The sequence below is a fragment of the Streptomyces sp. NPDC006393 genome (assembly GCF_040628575.1).
GTDB lineage: Bacteria > Actinomycetota > Actinomycetes > Streptomycetales > Streptomycetaceae > Streptomyces.
Genome location: NZ_JBEXZD010000025.1, coordinates 1 through 22,150 on the forward strand (window position 1 = coordinate 1; position 22,150 = coordinate 22,150).

General features: G+C 71.4%; 19 protein-coding genes and 1 riboswitch. Of the genes, 8 read left to right on the forward strand and 11 right to left on the reverse strand.

Features of this window, described 5'->3' with window-relative positions; all coding sequences use genetic code 11:
- A partial coding sequence (locus tag ABZ484_RS13540) for a thiamine pyrophosphate-dependent enzyme (protein WP_358866035.1) occupies positions 1-742 on the forward strand: 742 nt, incomplete at its 5' end.
- Positions 743-801: 59 nt separating this feature from the next.
- On the opposite strand, the gene ABZ484_RS13545 is transcribed toward ABZ484_RS13540, so the two are convergent.
- Positions 802-1,209: a helix-turn-helix domain-containing protein gene (locus tag ABZ484_RS13545; RefSeq protein WP_358866036.1), complete on the reverse strand. Its 408-nt coding sequence runs from the start codon at positions 1,207-1,209 to the stop codon at positions 802-804.
- Between the two features lie 94 nt (positions 1,210-1,303).
- On the opposite strand from ABZ484_RS13545, the gene ABZ484_RS13550 reads away from it, so the two are divergent.
- From ABZ484_RS13550 to ABZ484_RS13560, 3 genes are all read left to right on the forward strand, one after another.
- Positions 1,304-2,158, forward strand: a complete 855-nt coding sequence (locus ABZ484_RS13550) for an SDR family oxidoreductase (RefSeq protein WP_358866037.1) — start codon at positions 1,304-1,306, stop codon at positions 2,156-2,158.
- Positions 2,159-2,353: 195 nt separating this feature from the next.
- On the forward strand, positions 2,354-3,424 hold the full coding sequence (gene rarD, locus ABZ484_RS13555; RefSeq protein ID WP_358866098.1) for an EamA family transporter RarD: 1,071 nt from the start codon (positions 2,354-2,356) through the stop codon (positions 3,422-3,424).
- 18 nt (positions 3,425-3,442) lie between these two features.
- Positions 3,443-3,934: a VOC family protein gene (locus ABZ484_RS13560; RefSeq protein ID WP_358866038.1), complete on the forward strand. Its 492-nt coding sequence runs from the start codon at positions 3,443-3,445 to the stop codon at positions 3,932-3,934.
- Positions 3,935-3,952: 18 nt separating this feature from the next.
- Here ABZ484_RS13560 and ABZ484_RS13565 read toward each other — a convergent pair whose 3' ends face one another.
- Positions 3,953-5,221, reverse strand: coding sequence for a tetratricopeptide repeat protein (locus tag ABZ484_RS13565; RefSeq protein WP_358866039.1), 1,269 nt, complete (start codon positions 5,219-5,221; stop codon positions 3,953-3,955).
- Positions 5,222-5,398: 177 nt separating this feature from the next.
- Between ABZ484_RS13565 and ABZ484_RS13570 the strand changes: the two genes are divergently transcribed.
- Entirely contained in the window at positions 5,399-5,908 is a 510-nt protein-coding gene (locus ABZ484_RS13570) for a DUF6668 family protein (protein ID WP_358866040.1), read from the forward strand.
- Positions 5,909-5,920: 12 nt separating this feature from the next.
- On the opposite strand, the gene ABZ484_RS13575 is transcribed toward ABZ484_RS13570, so the two are convergent.
- From ABZ484_RS13575 to ABZ484_RS13590, 4 genes are all read right to left on the reverse strand, one after another.
- Positions 5,921-6,814: an ABC transporter permease gene (locus tag ABZ484_RS13575; protein ID WP_358866041.1), complete on the reverse strand. Its 894-nt coding sequence runs from the start codon at positions 6,812-6,814 to the stop codon at positions 5,921-5,923.
- Positions 6,801-7,781, reverse strand: a complete 981-nt coding sequence (locus ABZ484_RS13580; RefSeq protein WP_358866042.1) for an ABC transporter ATP-binding protein — start codon at positions 7,779-7,781, stop codon at positions 6,801-6,803. The genes ABZ484_RS13575 and ABZ484_RS13580 overlap by 14 nt, the downstream gene beginning before the upstream one ends.
- A gap of 40 nt (positions 7,782-7,821) precedes the next feature.
- Positions 7,822-9,036, reverse strand: a complete 1,215-nt coding sequence (locus ABZ484_RS13585) for a DUF2092 domain-containing protein (RefSeq protein WP_358866043.1) — start codon at positions 9,034-9,036, stop codon at positions 7,822-7,824.
- Positions 9,037-9,317: 281 nt separating this feature from the next.
- A complete protein-coding gene (locus ABZ484_RS13590; RefSeq protein ID WP_358866044.1) occupies positions 9,318-10,328 on the reverse strand; it encodes a polyprenyl synthetase family protein in 1,011 nt (336 codons plus the stop codon).
- 592 nt (positions 10,329-10,920) lie between these two features.
- Positions 10,921-11,106: riboswitch (cyclic di-AMP (ydaO/yuaA leader) on the forward strand.
- A 3-nt stretch (positions 11,107-11,109) separates the two neighbouring features.
- Here ABZ484_RS13590 and ABZ484_RS13595 point away from each other — a divergent pair.
- Positions 11,110-11,601 carry a transglycosylase SLT domain-containing protein gene (locus tag ABZ484_RS13595; protein ID WP_358866045.1) on the forward strand — a complete coding sequence of 164 codons (492 nt, stop codon included), beginning with the start codon at positions 11,110-11,112 and terminating at the stop codon, positions 11,599-11,601.
- 37 nt (positions 11,602-11,638) lie between these two features.
- Here ABZ484_RS13595 and ABZ484_RS13600 read toward each other — a convergent pair whose 3' ends face one another.
- Together ABZ484_RS13600 and ABZ484_RS13605 are read right to left on the reverse strand one after the other, a co-directional pair.
- Positions 11,639-12,445 (reverse strand): HAD family hydrolase, encoded by an 807-nt coding sequence (locus tag ABZ484_RS13600; RefSeq protein WP_358866046.1) that lies wholly within the window; start codon positions 12,443-12,445, stop codon positions 11,639-11,641.
- Positions 12,446-12,770: 325 nt separating this feature from the next.
- Positions 12,771-14,009, reverse strand: coding sequence for an ATP-grasp domain-containing protein (locus ABZ484_RS13605; RefSeq protein WP_358866047.1), 1,239 nt, complete (start codon positions 14,007-14,009; stop codon positions 12,771-12,773).
- Positions 14,010-14,253: 244 nt separating this feature from the next.
- Between ABZ484_RS13605 and fahA the strand changes: the two genes are divergently transcribed.
- Positions 14,254-15,465, forward strand: a complete 1,212-nt coding sequence (gene fahA, locus ABZ484_RS13610) for a fumarylacetoacetase (protein ID WP_358866048.1) — start codon at positions 14,254-14,256, stop codon at positions 15,463-15,465.
- A 316-nt stretch (positions 15,466-15,781) separates the two neighbouring features.
- Positions 15,782-16,720, forward strand: coding sequence for a M56 family metallopeptidase (locus ABZ484_RS13615; protein ID WP_358866049.1), 939 nt, complete (start codon positions 15,782-15,784; stop codon positions 16,718-16,720).
- Positions 16,721-16,735: 15 nt separating this feature from the next.
- Here ABZ484_RS13615 and recQ read toward each other — a convergent pair whose 3' ends face one another.
- The 3 genes from recQ to ABZ484_RS13630 all read right to left on the reverse strand — a co-directional run bounded on the left by recQ (position 16,736) and on the right by ABZ484_RS13630 (position 22,147).
- Positions 16,736-18,742 (reverse strand): DNA helicase RecQ, encoded by a 2,007-nt coding sequence (gene recQ / locus ABZ484_RS13620; protein ID WP_358866099.1) that lies wholly within the window; start codon positions 18,740-18,742, stop codon positions 16,736-16,738.
- Positions 18,743-18,929: 187 nt separating this feature from the next.
- Positions 18,930-20,579: an NADH-quinone oxidoreductase subunit NuoN gene (gene nuoN / locus ABZ484_RS13625; RefSeq protein WP_358866050.1), complete on the reverse strand. Its 1,650-nt coding sequence runs from the start codon at positions 20,577-20,579 to the stop codon at positions 18,930-18,932.
- Complete coding sequence (locus tag ABZ484_RS13630; RefSeq protein ID WP_358866051.1) at positions 20,576-22,147, reverse strand: NADH-quinone oxidoreductase subunit M; 1,572 nt, start codon at positions 22,145-22,147, stop codon at positions 20,576-20,578. Before ABZ484_RS13630 ends, nuoN begins: the two co-directional genes overlap by 4 nt.
- Positions 22,148-22,150 lie beyond the last annotated feature (3 nt).

Here is a 22,150-nt window from a genome sequence, read left to right on the forward strand (position 1 = left end):
CGGTGACGGCGACGCCCTGTCCATCGGCGGCAACCACCTCATCCACGCCCTGCGCCGCAACGTCAACCTCAAGATCCTCCTGTTCAACAACCGGATCTACGGCCTCACCAAGGGCCAGTACTCCCCCACCTCCGAACTCGGCAAAATCACCAAGTCGACGCCGATGGGCTCGCTGGACGCCCCCTTCAACCCGGTGTCGCTGGCGATCGGCGCGGAGGCCTCCTTCGTGGCCCGCACAATCGACTCCGACCGCAAACACCTGACCGAGGTGCTGCGCCAGGCGGCCGCCCACCCCGGCACAGCCCTGATCGAGATCTACCAGAACTGCAACATCTTCAACGACGGCGCCTTCGACGCCCTCAAGGACCGGCAGCAGGCCGAAGAAGCCCTCATCCGCCTGGAACACGGGCAGCCGATCCGCTTCGGCACCGACGGCTCCCGGGGTGTGGTGCGGGACGCGGCCACCGGCGACCTGAAGGTGGTCACGGTGACGCCGGAGAACGAGGGCGACATCCTGGTCCACGACGCCCACTCCGCCTCCCCCACGACGGCGTTCGCCCTGTCGCGGCTGGCCGACCCCGACACCCTCCACCACACACCGATCGGCGTCTTCCGCAGCATCGAACGACCCGTCTACGACACCCTCATGACCGACCAGCTCGACACCGCGATCGAACAGCGCGGCAAGGGCGACCTGGCCGCCCTCCTGGCCGGCGGCGACACCTGGACCGTCGTCGGCTGAGTCCGAGTCCGCCCGTCGTCCCTTTGTCGTCCGCTTGTCTTCGCTTGTCGTCAGTTCGCTCACGAGGCCCGGGACCGCGCGTCCCGGGCCTCGTCGTATGCCCGGCGAGCCTTCTCCACCTCGCCCATGCGGTCGTCGGTCCACTGAGCGAGAGCCCGCACCTGCTCCGCCGCCTCGCGGCCCAGTCCGGTCAGGGAGTAGTCGACGCGTGGCGGGATGACGGGCTTGGCGTCCCGGTGGACGAGGCCGTCGCGCTCCAGGGTCTGGAGGGTCTGCGTGAGCATCTTCTCGCTGACGCCCCGCCCGCCGACGCTGCCGATCGCCCGCCGCAGTTCGCTGAAACGGTACGGCCGGTCCAGGAGCTGGATCAGCACCAGCACGCCCCAGCGGCTGGTGACGTGCTCCAGGACCAGACGGTGGGGGCACAGCGCCTCGGCGTCCGCGAGCCGCTTGTCACTTACTGCCATGCCAGTACCTTACTTCAAAGTGGGTACTTTCCGATGGTTAGCGCCTCCCATAAGGTCGGTGCCATACACACCCCACGCCTTACGGAGACCCCCCATGAGCATCGTCGTCACCGGAGCCACCGGACACCTCGGCCGCCTCGTCGTGGAGCAGCTGCTGGAGAAGGTTCCGGCCGAGCGGATCACCGCCGTCGTCCGCACCCCGGAGAAGGCCGCCGACCTCGCCGGGCGCGGCGTGCGGATCGCCGTCGCCGACTACAACGCGCCCGAGACCTTCGACGGCCTGTTCGCGGCCGGCGACAGGGTGCTGCTCATCTCCGGCAACGAGTTCGACAAGGGGCGGGTACGGCAGCACCGGGTCGTCATCGACGCGGCCGAGGCGGCCGGTGTCGCGCTGCTCGCCTACACCAGCGCCCCCGGGAGCCTGTCGGCCGCCCTCGCCGACGACCACCGGGGCACCGAGGAGGCGCTGCTCGCCTCCGGACTGCCCTACACGCTGCTGCGCAACGGCTGGTACCACGAGAACTACACCGAGCAGCTCGCCCCCGTCCTGGAGCACGGTGCCGTCGTGCAGGCCGCGGGCGAGGGCCGGATCTCCTCCGCCTCGCGCGCCGACTACGCGGCCGCCGCCGTCGCGGTGCTCACCGGCGAGGGTCACGAGAACCGGACGTACGAGCTGGGCGGGGACCAGGCGTGGGGCTTCGCCGAGTTCGCCGCCGAAGTCAGCCGGCAGACCGGCAAGGAGATCGGCTACCGGCCGGTCTCGGTCGAGGAGTACCAGGGCATTCTGGCGGGCGCCGGGCTCCCCGGGCCGCTCGCCGCGATCCTGGCGGGCGTGGACGCGTCCATCGAGAAGGGCGAACTGGTGGTCGACTCCGGGGATCTGTCCCGGCTGACCGGCCGCCCGACCACCCCGCTCGCCCAGTCGATCGCCGCCGCACTCGAGGGCTGAGACCCCGTACGCCTCCCCACCCCCGCCTGTCATGACCGTATGCCGATACGGACATGACAGGCGGGGGTGCTCGGCGCTACCTTCTTGCTTGCTGCACCAGGATCCGGCCAGGCCGAACAAGAGGGAGGGCACGTGACCGAGAAGTCGCACGGCGAGCGGCGCACAGGACTGCTGAACGGCTTCGCGGCCTACGGGATGTGGGGGCTCGTCCCCCTCTTCTGGCCCCTGCTCAAGCCCGCCGGGGCGATGGAGATCCTCGCCCACCGGATGGTGTGGTCCCTCGCCTTCGTCCTCGTGGCGCTGCTCTTCACACGGCGCTGGGCCTGGGCCGGGGAACTGCTCCGGCAGCCGCGCAGGCTCGCTCTGATCGTGGTCGCCGCCGCGGTGATCACCGTCAACTGGGGCGTCTACATATGGGCCGTGAACAGCGGACACGTCGTGGAGGCCTCCCTCGGGTACTTCATCAACCCGCTGGTCACCATCGCGATGGGTGTGCTGATCCTCAAGGAACGGCTGCGTCCCGTGCAGTGGGCGGCGGTCGGCACCGGCGCCGCCTCCGTGCTGGTGCTCACCATCGGCTACGGCCGCCCGCCCTGGATCTCCCTCTGCCTGGCCTTCTCCTTCGCCACCTACGGACTGGTGAAGAAGAAGGTCAACCTCGGCGGCATCGAGTCGCTGGCCGCCGAGACCGCGGTCCAGTTCCTGCCCGCGCTCGGCTATCTGCTGTGGCTCGGCGCGCAGGGCGACTCGACCTTCTCGGGCGAGGGCGCCGGGCACGCGGCCCTGCTCGCCTCCACCGGCGTCGTCACCGCGCTGCCGCTGGTCTGCTTCGGCGCCGCCGCGATCCGGGTGCCGCTGTCCACACTGGGGCTGCTGCAGTACCTCGCGCCGGTCTTCCAGTTCCTGCTCGGCGTCGTCTACTTCCACGAGTCCATGCCGGCCGAACGCTGGGCCGGGTTCGCCCTGGTGTGGCTGGCGCTGTCCATGCTGACCTGGGACGGGCTGCGCTCGGCCCGCCGGGCCGCCCAGATCCGCGCCGGACTCACCGCCGCCCGGCCGGTGACGGAGCCCCAGGTCCACTCGGCGGCAGGGGCGCAGGGTCCGTCGCAGGCTCCTGTCCCCGCACAGGCACAGGTCCCGTCACAGGCGCACGTTCCGTCACAGGGGCACGTTCCGTCACAGGGGCACGTTCCGTCGCCGGACCCCGTGCCGGGATCCGGCGCGGGCGAGGCTTCGCAGCTGAACCCGGGCGTGGTGGAGGCCTGACGCCGTATAAGTGACGGCATGACTCAGACCGAGACCGGGGCGTCCGCCGACCGCGCGCCCGCCCCCGTGCACTGGAAGCTCGTCATCGACTGTTCCGACCCCCACGCACAGGCCGACTTCTGGGCCGGGGCGCTGCACTACGAGGTCGAGGACAACAGCGCCCTCATCGAACGGCTGCTGGAGCTCGGCGCGCTGCCGGGCGCGGCCACCGTCGAGTTCCACGGCCGCCCGGCCTTCCGGGACCTGATCGCCGTGCGGCACCCCGACGACCCGTACGACCACGAGCGCGGCACCGGGCTGGGACGGCGGCTGCTGTTCCAGCGGGTGCCGGAGACGAAGTCCGGCAAGAACAGGCTCCACCTCGACCTCCACCCGGGTGAGGGCCGGCGCGAGGAGGAGGTGGAGCGGCTCAAGGCCCTCGGGGCGAGCGAGGTGCGCCAGGTGAAGGAACCCGCCGGGGAGTGGGTGGTGATGGCGGACCCGGAGGGCAACGAGTTCTGCGTGGCGTAGGGCTCGTGGCCTTCGGGGTCAGTTCGACGGCGGCGGTGCCTGCCTGTGGGCCCGTTCGGTGAGGCGGCCCATGCGGGCACGGGCGGACTCCAGTTGTTCGATGTCGTCCGCGGCCGGGCCGTCCTCGGCGGTGAGCGCGGTCCACAGGTCGATCAGGTCCCGGCCGAGTCCGAGGCCCTGCTCCGGGTCGCGGATCGCACGCCAGGCGGTGGCCGCGCTCCGGACGTTGTCGTAGGCGCCCTCCGCGTCCCCGGTGCCGCGGTGGACGCGGGCCAGTTCGAGCGAGAGACGGAAGGCGCGCAGCGGATCACCGGCCAAGTAGGCGATGTAGGCGCACAGTTCGCGCAGGCGCAGCACCTCGGGGTGCTGGGCGCCGAGGGTGCCGGAGGCCTCCGTGACGGTGCGGTCCGCGAGGGTCGCCGCCTCCTCGATGCGTCCCGCCTTCACGGCCTCGCCGACCCGCGCCATGGGTTCGGCGAGCAGGCCGGTGCCGCCGTCTCCGGTCGCGGTCCTGGCGGCCCTGGGGTCGTCCCCGAGCACGGCCTCGGCCACGGCGTCGAACCCACGCGCGGGGGTGGGCTTCGGATCGGGGTCATCCCTCACCGGCGGCCCGGCGTCCATCACCGGCGGCCCCGCGTCCATCACCGGCGGCGGGCCGAACTCGCCCATCGGGGCCACCGCCGTACCCGGAGGGGGCGCGGGGGATGCGACGGGAGGTGCGGCAGGCGTCGCGCCGGCCGACGGCTCCGGTACGGCACGCAGCGCGAACGTCGGGGTGACCGGCACCTGCCGGAGCACGTGGGTCGCGCTGTCCCGTATCGGCTCGTTCCGCGTCTGCTCGTTCCTCGTGTGCTCGTTCCTCGTGTGCTCGTCCCTCGTGTGCTCGTTACGCACGGGCTCGTTCTGTGCCGGCTCGTCCGGTGCGGAGGTGCGCACGGGCTCCGCCGCGAAGGTGCTGGAGCCGTCGCCGTGGACCTGGAGCGGCACGACGTAGCCGATGCGTTCGTCGGTGACCGTGGCGAGGACGGAGCGGCCGGTGGCGAGTGCGATGCCCTGGAGGTGGTCGAGCACGGCCTGCTGGATCTCCTCGCCGGGCGCCGACCGGACCCGCACGCCACCGACCGAGGCCCAGGACCCGCCGTCGGAGACCTCCATGGCCTGCGCGCGCTCGGAGGTGTCGGCCGGTGTCACGGGTACATGCACGGGGATCGGCGACGTCGTCATGGGTGCCGCCGAGCGCGCGGCGCGCTTCTGTTCCCGCTTCTTCCCGCGGCTCAGTCGAGACATCGGCTCCCTCACTCGGATGCGTGCCATCCGGTCGTACGCGTACTGTCGAGTCTCTCTGCTCGCCTGCGCTCCCATGTCACCGCGACGTCACAGACTCGCACCAGGAACCGCGCCGGTGTGAGCGGGGTAACGCTCCGAACGCCACGACCGTCGGGATGACGAGAGAGGGAAACGGGCATGCGAACTGGCGTGCAGCACGGACCGGAGATCTGGCTCCGCGGGCCGGTGGCCCGCACCCACGACCTGCCCCTCGTCACACCCCGGCGGTTCTCCTGGGTGGCCACCCACGGCGGCGCGGGTACGACCACGCTCGCGGCCGTCTACGGCGGCCACGACTGCGGACGGAACTGGCCCGGCCCCGACGCTCCCCGATCGGTGCTGCTCGTCGCCCGGACACACGCGGCGGGACTGGACGCCGTGACACGGACGATCGGGACGTTCCGCAGGGGCGAGGCCCCGGCCGGGCTCGATCTGGACGCCGTGGTGCTCGTCGCGGACGCGCCGGGCCGGCTGCCGCGGCAGCTCGCCGACCGGGTGGCGCCGATCGAGTCCGTCATCGACGTCTACCGCGTCCCGTGGGTGCCCGGCTGGCGCCTCGGCGACCTGAGCGGACCTCCGCCGCGGGAGACCGAGCCGCTGGCCCGTCTCACCGGCGCGGCCGCTCGCTCGCTCCGGCCCCGGACCTGACCTCGGACCGGGCTAGGCGGTGATGTCCTTCGCGGTGAAGCGCGCCCAGGCCGCCGAGCCGAACACCGCCGCGTACAGCGCCTGGAGTTCCAGGTTCTTCACCAGGTCGTCCCAGTAGACCGGCTCGCGCATCAGGTCGGCGAAGGACATCCAGTAGTGCGAGAAGAGGTACGGCTGGATCGCGTGCAGCTGGGGTATCTGGTCGAGGATCTGCACCGTGATCAGCAGGCCCACGGTCGTCGCCATGGCCGCGATGCCGCTGTTGGTCAGCGTGGAGACGAACAGACCGAGGGCGGCGACCCCGGTCAGTGACACGGCGACGACGAGGGCTATCAGCAGCGCCCGGACCAGCCCCTCGGCGAAGCTGATCCGGGTGCCGGAGATGGTCGTCAGGTCGCCCAGTGGGAAGAGCAGCGCGCCCACGGCGAGCGCGAAGACGGCGACCACCAGGGTGGCGACCAGACAGAAGGCCATCGCCGTGGCGTACTTGGTGAGCAGCAGGCGGGTGCGGCCCGCCGGGGCGACCAGCAGATAGCGCAGGGTGCCCGCGTTCGCCTCGCCGGCTATCGCGTCGCCCGCGACCACGCCCACGGCCATCGGCAGGAAGAACGGCAGTGTGGCCGCCAGCGCGGTGAACACCAGGAAGAGCCCGTTGTTGGTGATCTGTGTGATGAACGCCGGACCGCCACCGCCCCCGCCCGCTGCGGACGAGCCGCCGCCGGTCTCGATCCGGACGGCCACTCCGACGAGGACCGGCACGGCTGCCAGCACACCGAGCAGCGCGAGGGTGCGCCAGCGCCGGAAGGTGGTCACCAGCTCACTGCGCAGCAGCCCGAGGGTCCACAGCGGCTTCGGGGAACCCGCGGCGATCCGCGCCGGCCCCGGCGCCGCCTCAGCCCGCGACATCGAACCCCTCCCCCGTGAGTGCCACGAACGCGTCCTCCAGCGAGGCGCGTTCGACCCCGAAGCCCCGCACGCGCACGCCTGCCGTGACAAGAGCGGCGTTCACCTCGGCGAGATCGCGCTCCGGCGGCTCGCCGGTCACCCGGTCGTCGGTGACGACGACGTCGCCGACTCCCTGTTCCTTCAGCACCCGGGCCGCCTCCGTCGTGTCCGGTGTGGTGACCACCAGCCGGCCGCGGGCCCCGGCGGCCAGCTCGGCGACCGAGCCCTGGGTGACCAGCCTGCCCCGGGCCATGACGGCCGCGTGCGTGCACACCTGCTCGATCTCGTCCAGCAGATGAGAGGAGAGGAAGACGGTCGTGCCGTCGGAGGCCAGCTCCCGCACCAGGGAGCGGATCTCCCGCATGCCCTGCGGGTCGAGGCCGTTGGTCGGTTCGTCCAGGACGAGCAGTCTGCGCGGCTGGAGCAGCGCGGCGGCGAGTCCGAGGCGCTGCTTCATGCCCAGCGAGTACGCCCTGGCCTTCTTGCCCGCGGCGGCGGTCAGTCCCACCCGGTCCAGTGCGGCCGAGACCCGGGCCCCGCGGGTGCGTGGATCGGCGGTCGGGTCGGCGGCGTCGTAGCGCAGCAGGTTGTCCCGGCCGGTCAGGAAGCCGTACAGGGCCGGGCCCTCGATCAGCGCGCCGACGTGCGGCAGCACGGCGCGCGAGGAGCGGGGCATGGGGTGCCCCAGGACCCGTGCCGTGCCGGACGTGGGTTCGATCAGCCCCATCAGCATGCGGATGGTGGTGGTCTTGCCCGAGCCGTTCGGACCGAGGAAGCCGAAGACGCTGCCCTCCGGGACGGTCAGGTCCAGGCCGTCGACGGCGAGCTGCCCGCCGCGGTAGCGCTTGGTGAGCGCACGGGTGTGGATGACGCCGTCTTCCGCACCCCGCGCGGCCCGCTCCGGCTGCGTGGCGGACACCTCGTCCATCGGCTCCCTCGGCTCCTCGGTCCGTCGTGCTCTCGTGTGCCTACTGTCCGGCGTTCGCCGCCTTCACCAGGGCGTCCTTGGTGACGGTGCCGACGTAGACCTTGCCGTCGTCCGTGATCAGGGCGTTGACCAGGCGGGTGGAGAAGACCGTGCCCTTGCCGAACTTCCCGCTGACGTGGTCGCCGAGCGAGCCGAGGAAGCCGCCCAGGTCCCCCTTGCCGGAGGACGACGGGATGCCGCCCTTGGCGCCGGAGTCGAGGACCGCGATGGAGTTCCAGCCCTTGCCGAGGACCTTCGTGCCCTCCTTGGCGAACCCCTTCTGCGGGGCGAGGTCCCGGTGCGGGGCCCCCGGCCGGACGGAGCGCGCGCCCGCCTCGGCGTCCTTCTTCTCGGTGACCTTCGCGCCCTTGGGCGGGGTGAAGTCGAACGTGGAAGCGGCCGGCCTGGCGAAACTGACCTGGGTGAAGCCGGCGTCCACCACGGCGGCGCCCCCGCTCGCCGGGGTGAGCGTGAACTTCAGCGGCATCCCGGTCCTGGAGTCCACCGCGATGCTGATCACGCCGACCGTGGTGCCGGAGGCGTGCTTGGGCTTGATGACCAGCCGGTAGGCGTCCCGGCCGGCGACCTGCGCGGTGCCGTCGACCGTCACCGAGGTGGTGTCGTCGACCGACTTCAGGGCCTGGTCGGCGAAGTCCTTGGGCGTGGCCGGCACCTCGTCCCGGTGCTTGGTGCCGTCCTGCTCCGCGGTGCTGTGGTAGACCTCGTTGGACTTGCTGTCGTAGCCCCAGACGTCCTTGCCGTTGTGGATGAGGCTGTACTCGGCGGCGCTCTCGATCAGCGAGACCTTCTGCCGGTCCGGGCCGTCCGCCGCGACGCGCAGGGTGTGCGTGCCGGAGGCCAGCTCGGTCAGCTTGGTGCTCGGGTCGGCCGACGATCCGTCACCGCCCTTGGCGGCGCCGGAGAGCAGGCCGCTCTCCAGACCGCCGAGGTTCGGCAGACCGAGGTCGGTGGTGATCTTGGCGGTGCCGGACAGCTGCTGGACGTCCGACTTGGCGATTTTCTCGATGAGTTGCTGCGCGGTGATCTTCGGAAGGTCCGGGTCGCCGGAGTCGGCGAGTGCGGGGACGAGCCCGATGGTCGCCGCCGCCACCCCCACCACCGCGACCGGGACGACGTAGCGCGCGGCCTTGCGCCGCGCCGAGTGCGGGTCGTCGACCGCCGCGCTCCTGGTGTCGTCGGATTCGTACGGTGCCATGTGTGCCTTACCTCCGTCGTCGGCGGCGGCTGACCGTCTGTACTGCTCCCACCCCGAGCCGCCATTCTCACCCGAATCGGTGAGGAGTGGTGTGGTCCGTGGTTTCCATCTGACCAAATCGGCCGCGCGGAAGCGTCAGACCGCGGAGCCAACTCCGCGTACGCCTGCGGTATGACATGAAGCGGCGGCGTCTCCACCCGACCCGTAGGGGTCGGGTGGAGACGCCGCCCGTGTCCGTGAGGGAAACCGGCCTCAGCAGGCCGCTTCGGGGAGGACCGGCCTCAGCCGGCGCGGTGCACCACCGCGTCGCACAGCTGGAGCAGCGCGGCCTTGGCGTCGCACTCGGGCAGCGGCGCCAGCGCGGCGCGCGCCTCCTCCGCGTACCGCACGGTGTCCCGGCGGGCCTGCTCCAGGGCGGGGTGCGCCCGCAGCGCCGCGAGGGCCTCCGCGTGGAGCGCGTCGTCGCTGAGGTCGGAGTCCAGCAGCTCGCACAGCGCGATGTCCTCGGACAGTCCCAGCCGCTGCGCCCGCTCACGCAGCCGCAGCACCGGCAGGGTCGCGATGCCCTCCCGCAGGTCCGTCCCCGGGGTCTTGCCGGACTCGTGCGAGTCGGAGGCGATGTCCAGCACGTCGTCGGCCAGCTGGAACGCGACACCCAGCCGCTCGCCGTACTGCGTCAGCACGTCCACGACGGTCTCGTCGGCGCCGGACATCATCGCGCCGAACCGGCACGACACGGCCACCAGCGACCCCGTCTTGCCGCCCAGCACGTCCAGGTAGTGGTCGACCGGATCCCGTCCGTCCTGCGGCCCCGCCGTCTCCAGGATCTGCCCGGTGACCAGCCGCTCGAACGCCAGTGCCTGCACGCGGACCGCCTCGGGCCCGAGGTCGGCGAGGATCTGGGAGGCCCGGGCGAACAGGAAGTCGCCGGTGAGGACCGCGACGGAGTTGCCCCAGCGGGTGTTCGCGCTGGCCACCCCGCGCCGCACGGCGGCCTCGTCCATCACGTCGTCGTGGTACAGCGTGGCCAGGTGGGTCAGCTCCACCACCACGGCCGCGGGCACGACCCCCGGCGCGTACGGGTCGCCGAACTGCGCCGCCAGCATCACGAGCAGCGGCCGGAACCGCTTCCCGCCCGCCTTGACCAGGTGCTGCGCGGCCTCGGTGATGAAGGGGACCTCACTCTTGGTGGCCTCGAGCAGCCCTTCCTCGACAGCCGCCAATCCGGCCTGGACATCGGCTTCGAGAGCCTGGTCCCGCACGCTCAGCCCGAACGGCCCGACGACGGTCACGAGGGGTCTCCTGTCTGCTGGTGTCTGCTGGCGCTTACACGGTTTGTCGATAGGTCGCTGCCATCACTCAAGTCAGCGTATCCGGTCACGTTTCGATCACCGATGGCGCCCACCTATACAGGCCAGGCGGTATCGGATCACGCCCGATATGTTTTCGATCGCCACATATGCACAGATATTTAGCGACTTACCTCTCCCTACCCGGGGTCGCCTCCACTCGCACACATGCGCACAGGTGCACACGTACGCACTGGCCACGAGGTCACCCGAAGTGACGACCGTCACGCCCGCACACCCCATGGCCCGATTTAACCCTATTGTCATCTCAATTCCGCTTAGCCGTAATTGCTCTTCGCTCCATGAAACCGTGAGTTGGGTCACGCCGGGCCTTCGACCCTCCGTGCGCCCCCTCTTCTCGCCTTCCCTTCCCCCGCATGCCAGTTGACCCTTGGCAATAGCAAAGGATCAAGCGCCCCATACGTCTCAGATCAAGGTCAATCAGGACGATCTGCAATCCGAGCACTTGTTCCGGACATGTGCTCTCGCATACGTTCCCGGTCCATCGAGCGGACGCCGAATCCTGCCGCCGCCCGATGCCCATCGACCGAACCACTCATGGCAGGAGCGGGGGACCCAGGTAAGTCGCCGGGCCGGAGCGCCGTACGTCGTCGTACGCCGTGCCGGAACGGCTTGGGGTGAAGCCGTGTCCCGCGGGACACGGCCGGGCACCTCCCCGCCCGAACCCGACAGCTCACCTCGCAGGCGTAGGAGAGGAATTTCCATGCCCGCACAGGTCCAGCGCCGTACCCGCGCCGCTCGTCTCGTCCGCACCCTCGCCGTCAGCGGCACGGGTGCCGCCGTCCTCGCCCTGCCGCTCATCGGCGCCACCAGCGCCTCCGCCGCCACCCCGGCCAAGAGCACGACCACCGAGGCCGCGAGCACGGTGGCCTACCCGAACACCCTCGACGGCTGGATCCGCGAGTCCCTCGCGATCATGTCCGACAAGGGCATCCCGGGCAGTTACAACGGCATCTACCGCAACGTGATGCGCGAGTCGTCCGGCAACCCGCAGGCCATCAACCTCTGGGACTCCAACGCCGCCAAGGGCATCCCGTCCAAGGGCCTGCTCCAGGTCATCCAGCCGACCTTCAACGCCTACCACGTCGACGGCACCTCGTTCGACATCTACGACCCGGTCGCGAACATCACGGCCGCCTGCAACTACGCGGCCGACCGGTACGGCTCGATCGACAACGTCTTCAGCGCGTACTGATCGGCCGCCCCCCCGTTCTCGTCGCCCCACCCGTTCTCTAGGGGAACAACCGCTCGAGGACGACGGCGATGCCGTCGTCCTCGTTCGACAGGGTGACCTCGTCGGCCACGGCCTTCAGCTCGGGATGGGCGTTGGCCATGGCCACGCCCCGGGCGGCCCACTGGAACATGGGGATGTCGTTCGGCATGTCCCCGAAGGCCACGGCGCTGTGCCGGCCGAGCCCCAGGCGCTCGGCGGCCAGCGCCAGCCCGGTCGCCTTGGTGATGCCGCAGGGCTGGAGCTCGACGGTCCCCGGCCCCGACATGGTGACCGTGGCGAGCGAACCGACCGCGCCACGGGCGACCTCGGCCAACTCGTCGTCGGACAGCACGGGATGGCGCAGCAGCACCTTGCTGATGGGCGCCTGCCACAGTTCCTCACGCCGCTCGACCCGCCACGCCGGCAGGGTCGGGTGCGGCATGCGGTACCCCGGCTCGATGAGCGTGAGCCCGTCCGCTCCGTCCTGGTCGACCGCGGCGTACACCTCCCCCACCTCGGCCTCGATCTTGCCGAGCGCGGTCTCGGCCGTCTCCGTGTCCAGCGTGACCGACCACAGCAGACGGTCGGCCCCGGCGTCGTAGAGCTGCGCCCCCTGGCCGCACACCGCGAGGCCCGTGGAGCCCAGGGCCTTCAGCAGCGCCCGGACCCTCGGCGCCGGCCGGCCGGTGACGACGAGGTGCCGGGCACCGGCCGCCGCGGCCCGCGCGAGTGCGGCCAGGGACCGCTCGGACACGGTGTCGTCGGCGCGCAGCAGCGTTCCGTCCAGGTCGGTGGCGATGAGGGCATATGCAAGGGGAGCGGGCATGATCAGAGAATACGGATCCGCCGCACCCCCGGCCCCACCGGAACCGGACGCCCCCTGCAGCCCCGCCTTACCGGCCGCCACCTCCCTCCAACTCGTCCACCGCCTCCGCGAAATGCTGAGCCGTGTGCCACCGCCAGATGGCGGGCCGGCCGTGGTGAGGCGAACTCCGTGCCGCACACGAAGCTCCGTGCGCAGCTCGTGGCCGAGGAAGCCCAACGCGGCCAAGACGATTTACGAAGTCCCTCCCCAGGATGTGCAGATGCGTCGCGTCACCTGCCGCCGCGGTGGGCGGGGCCGGCCGCGGGACGACCGCCGGACATGGCGTCTAACCGGTCGTGCCGCTACGGCGGTTGGTGCGCCACAGCTGGAACAGGTGCTTCGCGCCCGGCCGCACGAAGCGGGCCAGCATGGTGAGGAACGGCAGCGGGTCGTCACCCGCGAACCAGGCCGGCTCGGTCCCGCTCGCCTTCGCCGGGGCGTGCGGTGTGGTGTATCCGCTGCGCCGGTAGGCGATCAGGGCGGGCAGGTCGATGTTCTCCACGACGTAGCGGTGGCCGGCCCGCTGTTCCCCCTCGGGAACGGGCCGCCCGGTCAGGTCGAGGTGCATGGCGCGTACGACATCCACCCCCGACTCGTTCTCGAAGAGCCGGAACTGGGCGCCCATGCGCGGGTTGAAGTCGAGAAGCTTGTACTGTCCGTCGCGCCGGTCGAAGCGCAGGTCGAGGTCGATGATTCCGGTGAAGCCGATCTGTTTGATGAAACGCGCGGCGAGGTCGGCGAGTTCCGGGTTGTCGACCACGTACGCGTTGGCCGTCATCCCCGCGTGCGGCGGCCAGGAGCGGACCTTCACACCGGTGAACATCGCGAGCGGCGTGGAGTCCTGGTCGAAGTAGGCGTGCACGATCCAGTCCTCGGCCTCCTCCCGGGGCAGGTACTCCTGGAGGATCACCCCCGGCCGAGGGCCCCAGTCGCGGGCGAGCGCGAGCAGTCCCTCGCGGGTGGCGATCCGCGTGGTGCCGTTCACGGCCGGCCGGCTGCGGCGCACGAACGCCTCGCGGTTCTTGGCCACCACCGGGAAGCGGGCCGTCTCGGCGAACGCGGCGATGTCCTCGTACGACTGCGGGAAGGCCGCCGCCGGGCTCGGGACGCCGTGCTCGACGCAGAGTTCGTGCAGGCCCTGCTTGCTGGCCAGGCGGCGCGGCAGATCCGGGGTGACACGCGGGAAGAGGAAGTGGCCCTTGAGTTCGTCCTGGTGCTCGGCGATCAGGACGGCCGCCTCCTCGTCGGTGGGCACCAGGACGGTGGGCCGCCCGATGCGGTTGCCGATCCGCAGCAGTCCCTCCACCAGGTGGTCCGCCTCCTCGGTGCCCCTCGTCGGCCAGACGAACGCCCGTTTGAGATAACGGGAGGAGGCCGCCGGCGTGTAGGCGTCCTCGGTGATCGCGTACATGGGCACGCCCAGCCGGCCCAGACTGCGGATCGCCCCCACCCCGCCGTGGTGCAGCGGATAGTCGCCGAACTTCACGATCAGGCCCGGCACATCACGGTCGGCGCCGAAAGGCACGCTGACGGCATTCCTGGCCACGGGTCCCCCCACGTGTCCCCCCTACGGAGCGGACCCACCCCGTCCGCGTCCCCCAAAGGACGCTAAGCCGGAATTGCCCGCTCCGACAAGGCCAATCCGGACATTGCAAACTCTTTAGGCACTGCCCAAGACAGCCAACGCCCCCGTAACGTGTGGCGCGACCACATGAACGTGTGGCCCGAACCACTGGAACGCACGGCACACGAAAGAGAGGCAGTACCCGATGCCCCCCTTCGAGGTCCCCGAGGGCGACCCCTTCGGTCCGCACAACCTTCCCTACGGCGTCTTCTCCCGCGCCGGATCGCAGGAGCGGACCGTCGGCGTCCGGCTCGGCGACCACGTCCTCGACGCGGGCGCCGCGGCCGTGGCGCTCGGCTCGCCGTACGCCGCCCTGCTCGCGCGGCCCACTCTGAACCCGCTGCTCGCGGCCGGCCGCACCGCCTGGTCGGACGTGCGGCGCGCGCTGACGGCGTGGGTGACGGTGCCGTCGCATCAGGAGACGGTCGCGCCGTTCCTGCACCCGCTGTCCTCGGTGACCCTGCACCTGCCCTTCGAGGTCGCCGACTACGTCGACTTCTACGCCTCCGAGAACCACGCGCGGAACGTGGGGCAGATCTTCCGCCCGGACGCCGAGGACTCGCTGACCCCCAACTGGAAGCACCTGCCGATCGGCTACCACGGCCGCTCGGGCACGGTGGTCGTCTCGGGCACGGACGTCGTGCGTCCCTCGGGCCAGCGGAAGGCCCCCGGCGATCCCGCCCCGGTCTTCGGGCCCTCCGTCCGGCTGGACATCGAGGCCGAGGTCGGTTTCGTGGTCGGTGTGCCGTCGCGGCTCGGCCGGCCGGTGGCGCTGGAGGACTTCCGGGAGCACGTCTTCGGGCTGTGCCTGCTCAACGACTGGTCGGCGCGCGACATCCAGGCCTGGGAGTACGTCCCCCTCGGCCCGTTCCTCGGCAAGTCGTTCGCCACCTCGGTGTCGGCGTGGATCACGCCGCTGGACGCGCTGGAGGAGGCACGGGTGGCCGCGCCGGAGCGCACCCACCCGCTGCTGCCCTACCTGGACGACTCCGGGGACGAGCCCGGCGGCTACGACCTGCGGATCTCCGTCGCGATCAACGGCCATGTGGTGTCCGAGCCGCCCTTCTCCACCATGTACTGGACGGCCGCCCAGCAGCTCGCCCACATGACGGTCAACGGTGCGTCCCTGCGCACCGGCGACCTGTACGGCTCGGGCACCGTGAGCGGGGCCGAGCCCGCGCAGCGCGGCTCACTGCTGGAGCTCACCTGGAACGGCCGTGAGCCACTCGAACTCCCGGACGGCAAGCGGACGTTCCTGGAGGACGGGGACGTGGTGACACTGTCCGCCTGGGCCCCGGGCGCGAACGGCGTACGGGTGGGGCTGGGAGAGGTCACGGGACGGATCGTGACGGGCTGACCGGCACGTCGGGCGACCGCGCGCGGCGGTGTGCGGTGAGGTGCGCACAGCCGTGTGCACACGGAAGTGAGCGCCCGGTGGTGTGCGCACCGTGACGCGGTGGGTGCGGCGGGGATTGGTTGCCGTTCAGGCCCTGACTGGCGCCGCCCATCGCCGTCATACTGACGGCAGACCGTGCGCGAGCCCCGCGCCGGCCGCCGCACAGCACCTCAGCGCCACCCGCACCGCCGCGCCACCCGCACCACCAGCACTCGGCACCACCCCACCGCACGACCCGACACCCGCCCACCTCCGATCAGGATCCGGAGTCCGTGGCATGACCGTCTGCCTGCTCCTGCTGGGCGCCGTCGCACTGACGGCCGCCGTGCCCGTACCGCGCGCGCTGACCCGGGCGGGGTGGCCCGAACGGGAACCGGTCGTCGCGCTGTGGGTGTGGCAGTGCCTGGTCGCCACCGTCCTCCTGTGCTGCCTGGCCGGGCTGGTCCTGGGCACCGCGGCTGTCTTCCACACCGTCCGCGACCGGGTGTTCGCGCCCGCCCCGCCGTCGGTGACCGCCGCGTACGGCCTGTCGGCCGCGCCGGCCTGGGCCACCGCCCTGACCCTGCTGCTGGCGTGCGGGGCCGCCTGGACCACCGCGATGCTCGGCCGCGAGCTCGCGGAGGCCCGACGCCGCCGTGGCCTGGCCCGCGCGCACCTGCGGGAGCGCGCGCCCGACCTGCCCGCCGGGCTGCCCGCCGCCCGCGGCCCGATGCTGGTGCTGGAGGACGAGTATCCCGACGCCTGGTGGATGCCCGGCCATCCGCCGCAGCTCATCGTCACCACCGGCGCCCTGCACCGCCTCACCGGCCATCAGCTCGACGCCGTCCTCGCCCACGAACGCGGACACGCCCGCGCCCACCACGACTGGCTGCTGCACCTGTCGACCGCACTGGCGACGGGCTTCCCGCGCGTCCCCCTGTTCACCCACTTCTGCGACCAGACCCACCGCCTGGTCGAACTGGCCGCCGACGACACCGCCTCCCGCCGCCACGGCCACCTCACCACCGCCCTGGCCCTGATCGAGCTCAACCAGCACCGCGGAGTCCTCTCCTGCGCCTCCAGTCACCGTCTGCTCGGTGAGCGGGTGGACCGCCTCCTGGAGCCCCCGCCCCGGCTGGACCGCAGGCGAAGGGCCCTGACGACGACGGTCGCGGCCCTGGTTCCCCTGCTGCCGCTCCTGATCACCTTCGCCCCCGGACTGACGGCGCTGCGCTGAACGGGCCGGGTCCGGCTACGTCCCCTCCCCGGGCTCGGGCTCGGTGTCCCAGTCCGCCTCCGGGTCCGGAGCGGGCCCGTCCTTCGCCGCGTCCTGCCCGGCCGCCCCGTCCGCCCCGGCGGCGGCCGGCCCGCCCAGCGACTCGAGCACCCCGAGGACACCCTCCCCGTACGTCGCCAGCTTCTTCTCACCGACCCCGCCGACCGTGCCCAACTGGGCCACGGACGTGGGCCGGAGCGTGACGATCTCGCGGAGCGTGGCGTCGTGGAAGATGACGTACGCCGGGACGCCCTGCTCGCGGGCCTGCTCGGCACGCCAGGCGCGCAGGGCCTCGAAGGCGGGCAGCAGTTCCTCGGGGAGTTCGGCCACGGCGGCCTTGCTCCTGCCCCGCCCCGAGGACGTCGACGACCCCGAGGACGAGGCCCCCGACCGCGCGGCGGCCGGCCGCTTCGGCTCCTTGCGCAGCGGCACCTCCCGCTCGCGCCGCAGCACCGCGGCGCTCGCGTCGGTCAGCACCAGCGTGCCGTACTCCCCCTCGACCGCGAGCAGTCCCTGCGCCAGCAACTGGCGTACGACACCTCGCCATTCGCCCTCGGCCAGATCCTCGCCGATGCCGAACACGGAGAGCTGGTCGTGGTCGAACTGGATCACCCGGCCGGTGCGCTTGCCGAGCAGGATGTCGATGATCTGCCCCGCGCCGAACTTCTGGCCCCGCTCCCGCTGCAGTCTCACCACCGTCGACAGCACCTTCTGGGCGGCGACCGTGCCGTCCCAGGTCTCGGGCGGGGTCAGACAGGTGTCGCAGTTGCCGCAGCCCGCCTGGTCCGGGTCCTGGCCGAAGTAGGCGAGGAGCTGACCGCGGCGGCACCGTGCCGTCTCGCACAGGGCGAGCATCGAGTCCAGGTGGGCTGCGGCCCGGCGGCGGAACGCCTCGTCGCCCTCCGAGGACTGGATCAGCTTGCGCTGCTGGATGACGTCGTTCAGGCCGTAGGCCATCCACGCCGTCGACGGCAGGCCGTCCCGTCCGGCGCGGCCCGTCTCCTGGTAGTAGCCCTCGACCGACTTGGGCAGGTCCAGATGGGCGACGAAGCGGACGTCCGGCTTGTCGATGCCCATGCCGAAGGCGATCGTGGCGACCACCACCAGGCCGTCCTCGCGCAGGAAGCGGGACTGGTGGGCCGCGCGCGTGCCCGCGTCCAGGCCCGCGTGGTAGGGCACCGCCTCGATGCCGTGCTGCGAGAGGAACTCGGCCGTCCGCTCCACCGAGTTGCGCGAGAGGCAGTACACGATGCCCGCGTCGCCCGCGTGCTCCGCGCGCAGGAAGGCCAGTAGCTGCTTCTTCGGATCGACCTTGGGCACGATCCGGTACTGGATGTTGGGCCGGTCGAAGCTCGCCACGAAGTGCCGGGCCCGCGGCATGTCCAGCCGCTGGGTGATCTCCTGGTGGGTGGCGTGCGTGGCGGTCGCCGTGAGCGCGATCCGCGGCACGTCCGGCCAGCGCTCGCCCAGCACCGACAGCGTCAGGTAGTCCGGGCGGAAGTCGTGGCCCCACTGCGAGACGCAGTGCGCCTCGTCGATGGCGAAGACGGAGATCTTGCCGCGGGAGAGCAGGTCCATCGTGGTGTCCAGGCGCAGGCGCTCCGGTGCCAGATAGAGCAGGTCCAGCTCGCCCGCCAGGAACTCGGCCTCGACCACCCGCCGCTCGTCGAAGTCCTGGGTGGAGTTGATGAAGCCGGCGCGCACGCCCAGCGCCCGCAGGGCGTCCACCTGGTCCTGCATCAGCGCGATCAGCGGCGAGACCACGATGCCCGTACCGGGTCTGACCAGGGCCGGGATCTGGTAGCACAGCGACTTGCCGCCACCGGTGGGCATGAGGACGACGGCGTCGCCGCCCGCCACCACATGCTCGATGACCGCTTCCTGCTCGCCCCGGAAGGCCTCGTATCCGAAGACCCGGTTCAGCGTGGCCAGCGTCTCGCTGTCCGTCACTGGCATCTCGGTGACACCGCCCGTCCCGCCCATCGTCTCGTCCCCCGTACGTCGTCCCTCGACCACTGCCTCCACGATAGGGGGCGGCGCCGACAACGCCGGAGTTATCCACAGGCCGGCACCCTGGGCCCGGGCCCTGTGGATCTGCGACCCCCCTCACACCGCTGCCCGGCACCCCCGCTGACGGAGGTGCCGGGCAGCCGGCCGGTGAAGGGGTGCCTCAGCGCACGAACACCCCGGCCTGGTTCGCCAGGTCCAGGAAGTACTGCGGGGCCACGCCCAGGACCACCGTGACCGCCACACCCACGCCGATCGCGGTCATCGTCAGCGGCGACGGCACGGCCACCGTCGGGCCCTCCGGCCGCGGCTCGCTGAAGAACATCAGCACGATCACCCGGATGTAGAAGAAGGCGGCGATCGCGGACGAGATCACACCGATCACGACCAGCGGCACCGCGCCGCCCTCCGCCGCCGCCTTGAACACGGCGAACTTCCCGGCGAACCCGGAGGTCAGCGGGATGCCCGCGAAGGCCAGCAGGAAGACCGCGAACACGGCCGCCACCAGCGGCGAGCGCCGGCCGAGACCGGCCCACTTCGACAGGTGCGTCGCCTCGCCGCCCGCGTCGCGCACCAGCGTCACCACGGCGAACGCGCCGATCGTCACGAAGGAGTACGCGGCCAGGTAGAACAGCACGGAGGACACGCCGTCCTTCGAGGTGGCGATGACACCCGCGAGGATGAATCCCGCGTGGGCGATCGACGAGTACGCCAGCAGCCGCTTGATGTCGGTCTGCGTGATCGCGACGATCGCACCGCCCAGCATGGTGAGGATCGTCACGCCCCACATGACCGGCCGCCAGTCCCAGCGCATGCCCGGCAGCACGACGTACAGCAGCCGCAGCAGCGCGCCGAACGCCGCCACCTTGGTCGCCGCCGCCATGAACCCGGTGACAGGGGTCGGGGCGCCCTGGTAGACGTCGGGCGTCCACATGTGGAACGGGACCGCGCCCACCTTGAACAGCAGACCCATCACGATCATCGCGGCGCCGATCAGCAGCAGCGCGTCGTTGCCCATGGTGTTGGCCAGCGCCGGGTCGACGTTCGGCACGTTGCCCTCGACGACCCGCGCGATCGTGGCGTACGACACGGAGCCCGCGTACCCGTACAGCAGGGCGATGCCGAACAGGGTGAACGCCGAGGCGAACGCGCCGAGCAGGAAGTACTTGACCGCGGCCTCCTGCGACATCAGCCGCTTGCGGCGGGCCAGCGCGCACAGCAGGTACAGCGGCAGGGAGAAGACCTCCAGGGCCACGAACAGCGTCAGCAGGTCGTTGGCCGAGGGGAACACCAGCATGCCGGCGACCGCGAAGAGCAGCAGCGGGAAGACCTCGGTGGTGGTGAAACCGGCCTTCACCGCGGCCTTCTCGCTGTCGCTGCCCGGCACGGCCGAGGCCTGCGCGGCGAAGGAGTCGATGCGGTTGCCGTGCGCCTGCGGGTCCAGGCGCCGCTCGGCGAAGGTGAACAGGCCGACCAGGGAGGCCAGCAGGATCGTCCCCTGGAGGAAGAGCGAGGGGCCGTCGACCGCGACGGCGCCCATCGCCGCGATGTGCGCCTTGGTGGTGCCGTAGCCGTCCGCCGCGAGCGCGACGACCGCGGCGAACGCGGCCGCGAGCGCGACGACGGACACGAACACCTGCGCGTAGTAACGGGACCGGCGCGGGATGAACGCCTCGATGAGCACCCCGACGATCGCCGCGCCCACGACGATCAGGGTGGGCGACAACTGCCCGTATTCGATCTTCGGCGCCTGGATCTTCGAGATCGGGTCGGCTGCCGTTGTCCACAGGCTGTGGACGGCTGTTGCACTCACTTGGCCGCCTCCACCGCGGGCTTGGGGTCGGTCTGGTGTACGTCGGACATGGTCTGCTTCACCGCCGGGTTGACGATGTCCGCGACCGGCTTCGGATAGACCCCCAGGAAGATCAGCAGCACGATCAGCGGGGCCACCACCACCAGCTCGCGCACCCGCAGGTCGGGCATCGCCGAGACCTCCGGCTTCACCGGGCCGGTCATCGTCCGCTGGTAGAGGACGAGGGTGTACAGCGCGGCGAGCACGATGCCGAAGGTGGCGATGATGCCGATCGCCGGGTGCCGCGTGAACGTGCCGACCAGGACCAGGAACTCGCTGACGAAGGGCGCGAGCCCCGGCAGCGAGAGCGTCGCCAGACCGCCGATCAGGAAGGTTCCGGCGAGCACCGGCGCCACCTTCTGGACGCCTCCGAAGTCGGCGATGAGCCGCGAGCCGCGCCGGGAGATCAGGAACCCGGCGACCAGCAGGAGCGCGGCCGTCGAGATGCCGTGGTTGACCATGTAGAGCGTCGCGCCGGACTGGCCCTGGCTGGTCATCGCGAAGATGCCCATGATGATGAAGCCGAAGTGCGAGATCGACGCGTAGGCGATCAGCCGCTTGATGTCCCGCTGGCCCACCGCGAGCAGCGCCCCGTACAGGATGCTGATCAGCGCCAGGACGAGGATGACGGGCGTGGCCCACTTGCTGGCCTCCGGGAACAGCTGGAGGCAGAAGCGCAGCATCGCGAAGGTGCCCACCTTGTCCACGACCGCCGTGATGAGCACGGCGACCGGGGCGGTGGCCTCACCCATGGCGTTGGGCAGCCAGGTGTGCAGCGGCCACAGCGGCGCCTTCACCGCGAAGGCGAAGAAGAAGCCGAGGAACAGCCAGCGTTCGGTGCTGGTCGCCATGTGCAGGGAGCCGTTGGCACGGGCCTGCGCGATCTCGGTGAGCGAGAAGTTCCCCGCGACCACGTACAGGCCGATCACCGCGGCCAGCATGATCAGACCGCCGGCCAGGTTGTAGAGCAGGAACTTCACCGCCGCGTACGACCGCTGCGTGGAGGCCGTCTCCTCGCCGTGCTCGTGGGCACGGTCCCCGAAGCCGCCGATGAGGAAGTACAGCGGGATCAGCATGGCTTCGAAGAAGATGTAGAAGAGGAAGACGTCCGTGGCCTCGAAGGAGATGATCACCATCGCCTCGACGGCCAGGATCAGGGCGAAGAAGCCCTGCGTCGGCCGCCAGCGGCGGCTGCCGGTCTCCAGCGGGTCTGCGTCGTGCCAGCCCGCGAGGATCACGAACGGGATCAGCAGGGCGGTCAGCGCGACCAGTGCCACGCCGATGCCGTCCACACCGAGCTCGTACCGGACCCCGAAGGCCGAGATCCAGGCGTGGGACTCGGTGAGCTGGTAACGGGCGCCGCCCGGGTCGAAGCGCACCACGACGGCGATGGCCAGGGCGAGCGTGGCGAGCGAGGCGATGAGCGCCAGCCACTTGGCGGCGGTGCGCCGGGCGGCCGGCACGGCGGCCGTGGCCACCGCCCCGAGGGCCGGGAGCACCGCCGTCGCTGTCAGCAGAGGAAAGGACATCGG

Bases quoted from the DNA above. Each gene is read 5' to 3' on its own strand.
- ABZ484_RS13545 (WP_358866036.1), bottom strand. From the start codon at position 1,209: ATGGCAGTAAGTGACAAGCGGCTCGCGGACGCCGAGGCGCTGTGCCCC.
- ABZ484_RS13550 (WP_358866037.1), top strand. From the start codon at position 1,304: ATGAGCATCGTCGTCACCGGAGCCACCGGACACCTCGGCCGCCTCGTC.
- rarD (WP_358866098.1), top strand. From the start codon at position 2,354: ATGTGGGGGCTCGTCCCCCTCTTCTGGCCCCTGCTCAAGCCCGCCGGG.
- ABZ484_RS13560 (WP_358866038.1), top strand. From the start codon at position 3,443: ATGACTCAGACCGAGACCGGGGCGTCCGCCGACCGCGCGCCCGCCCCC.
- ABZ484_RS13565 (WP_358866039.1), bottom strand. From the start codon at position 5,221: ATGTCTCGACTGAGCCGCGGGAAGAAGCGGGAACAGAAGCGCGCCGCG.
- ABZ484_RS13570 (WP_358866040.1), top strand. From the start codon at position 5,399: ATGCGAACTGGCGTGCAGCACGGACCGGAGATCTGGCTCCGCGGGCCG.
- ABZ484_RS13575 (WP_358866041.1), bottom strand. From the start codon at position 6,814: ATGTCGCGGGCTGAGGCGGCGCCGGGGCCGGCGCGGATCGCCGCGGGT.
- ABZ484_RS13580 (WP_358866042.1), bottom strand. From the start codon at position 7,781: ATGGACGAGGTGTCCGCCACGCAGCCGGAGCGGGCCGCGCGGGGTGCG.
- ABZ484_RS13585 (WP_358866043.1), bottom strand. From the start codon at position 9,036: ATGGCACCGTACGAATCCGACGACACCAGGAGCGCGGCGGTCGACGAC.
- ABZ484_RS13595 (WP_358866045.1), top strand. From the start codon at position 11,110: ATGCCCGCACAGGTCCAGCGCCGTACCCGCGCCGCTCGTCTCGTCCGC.
- ABZ484_RS13600 (WP_358866046.1), bottom strand. From the start codon at position 12,445: ATGCCCGCTCCCCTTGCATATGCCCTCATCGCCACCGACCTGGACGGA.
- fahA (WP_358866048.1), top strand. From the start codon at position 14,254: ATGCCCCCCTTCGAGGTCCCCGAGGGCGACCCCTTCGGTCCGCACAAC.
- ABZ484_RS13615 (WP_358866049.1), top strand. From the start codon at position 15,782: ATGACCGTCTGCCTGCTCCTGCTGGGCGCCGTCGCACTGACGGCCGCC.
- recQ (WP_358866099.1), bottom strand. From the start codon at position 18,742: ATGGGCGGGACGGGCGGTGTCACCGAGATGCCAGTGACGGACAGCGAG.
- ABZ484_RS13630 (WP_358866051.1), bottom strand. From the start codon at position 22,147: ATGTCCTTTCCTCTGCTGACAGCGACGGCGGTGCTCCCGGCCCTCGGG.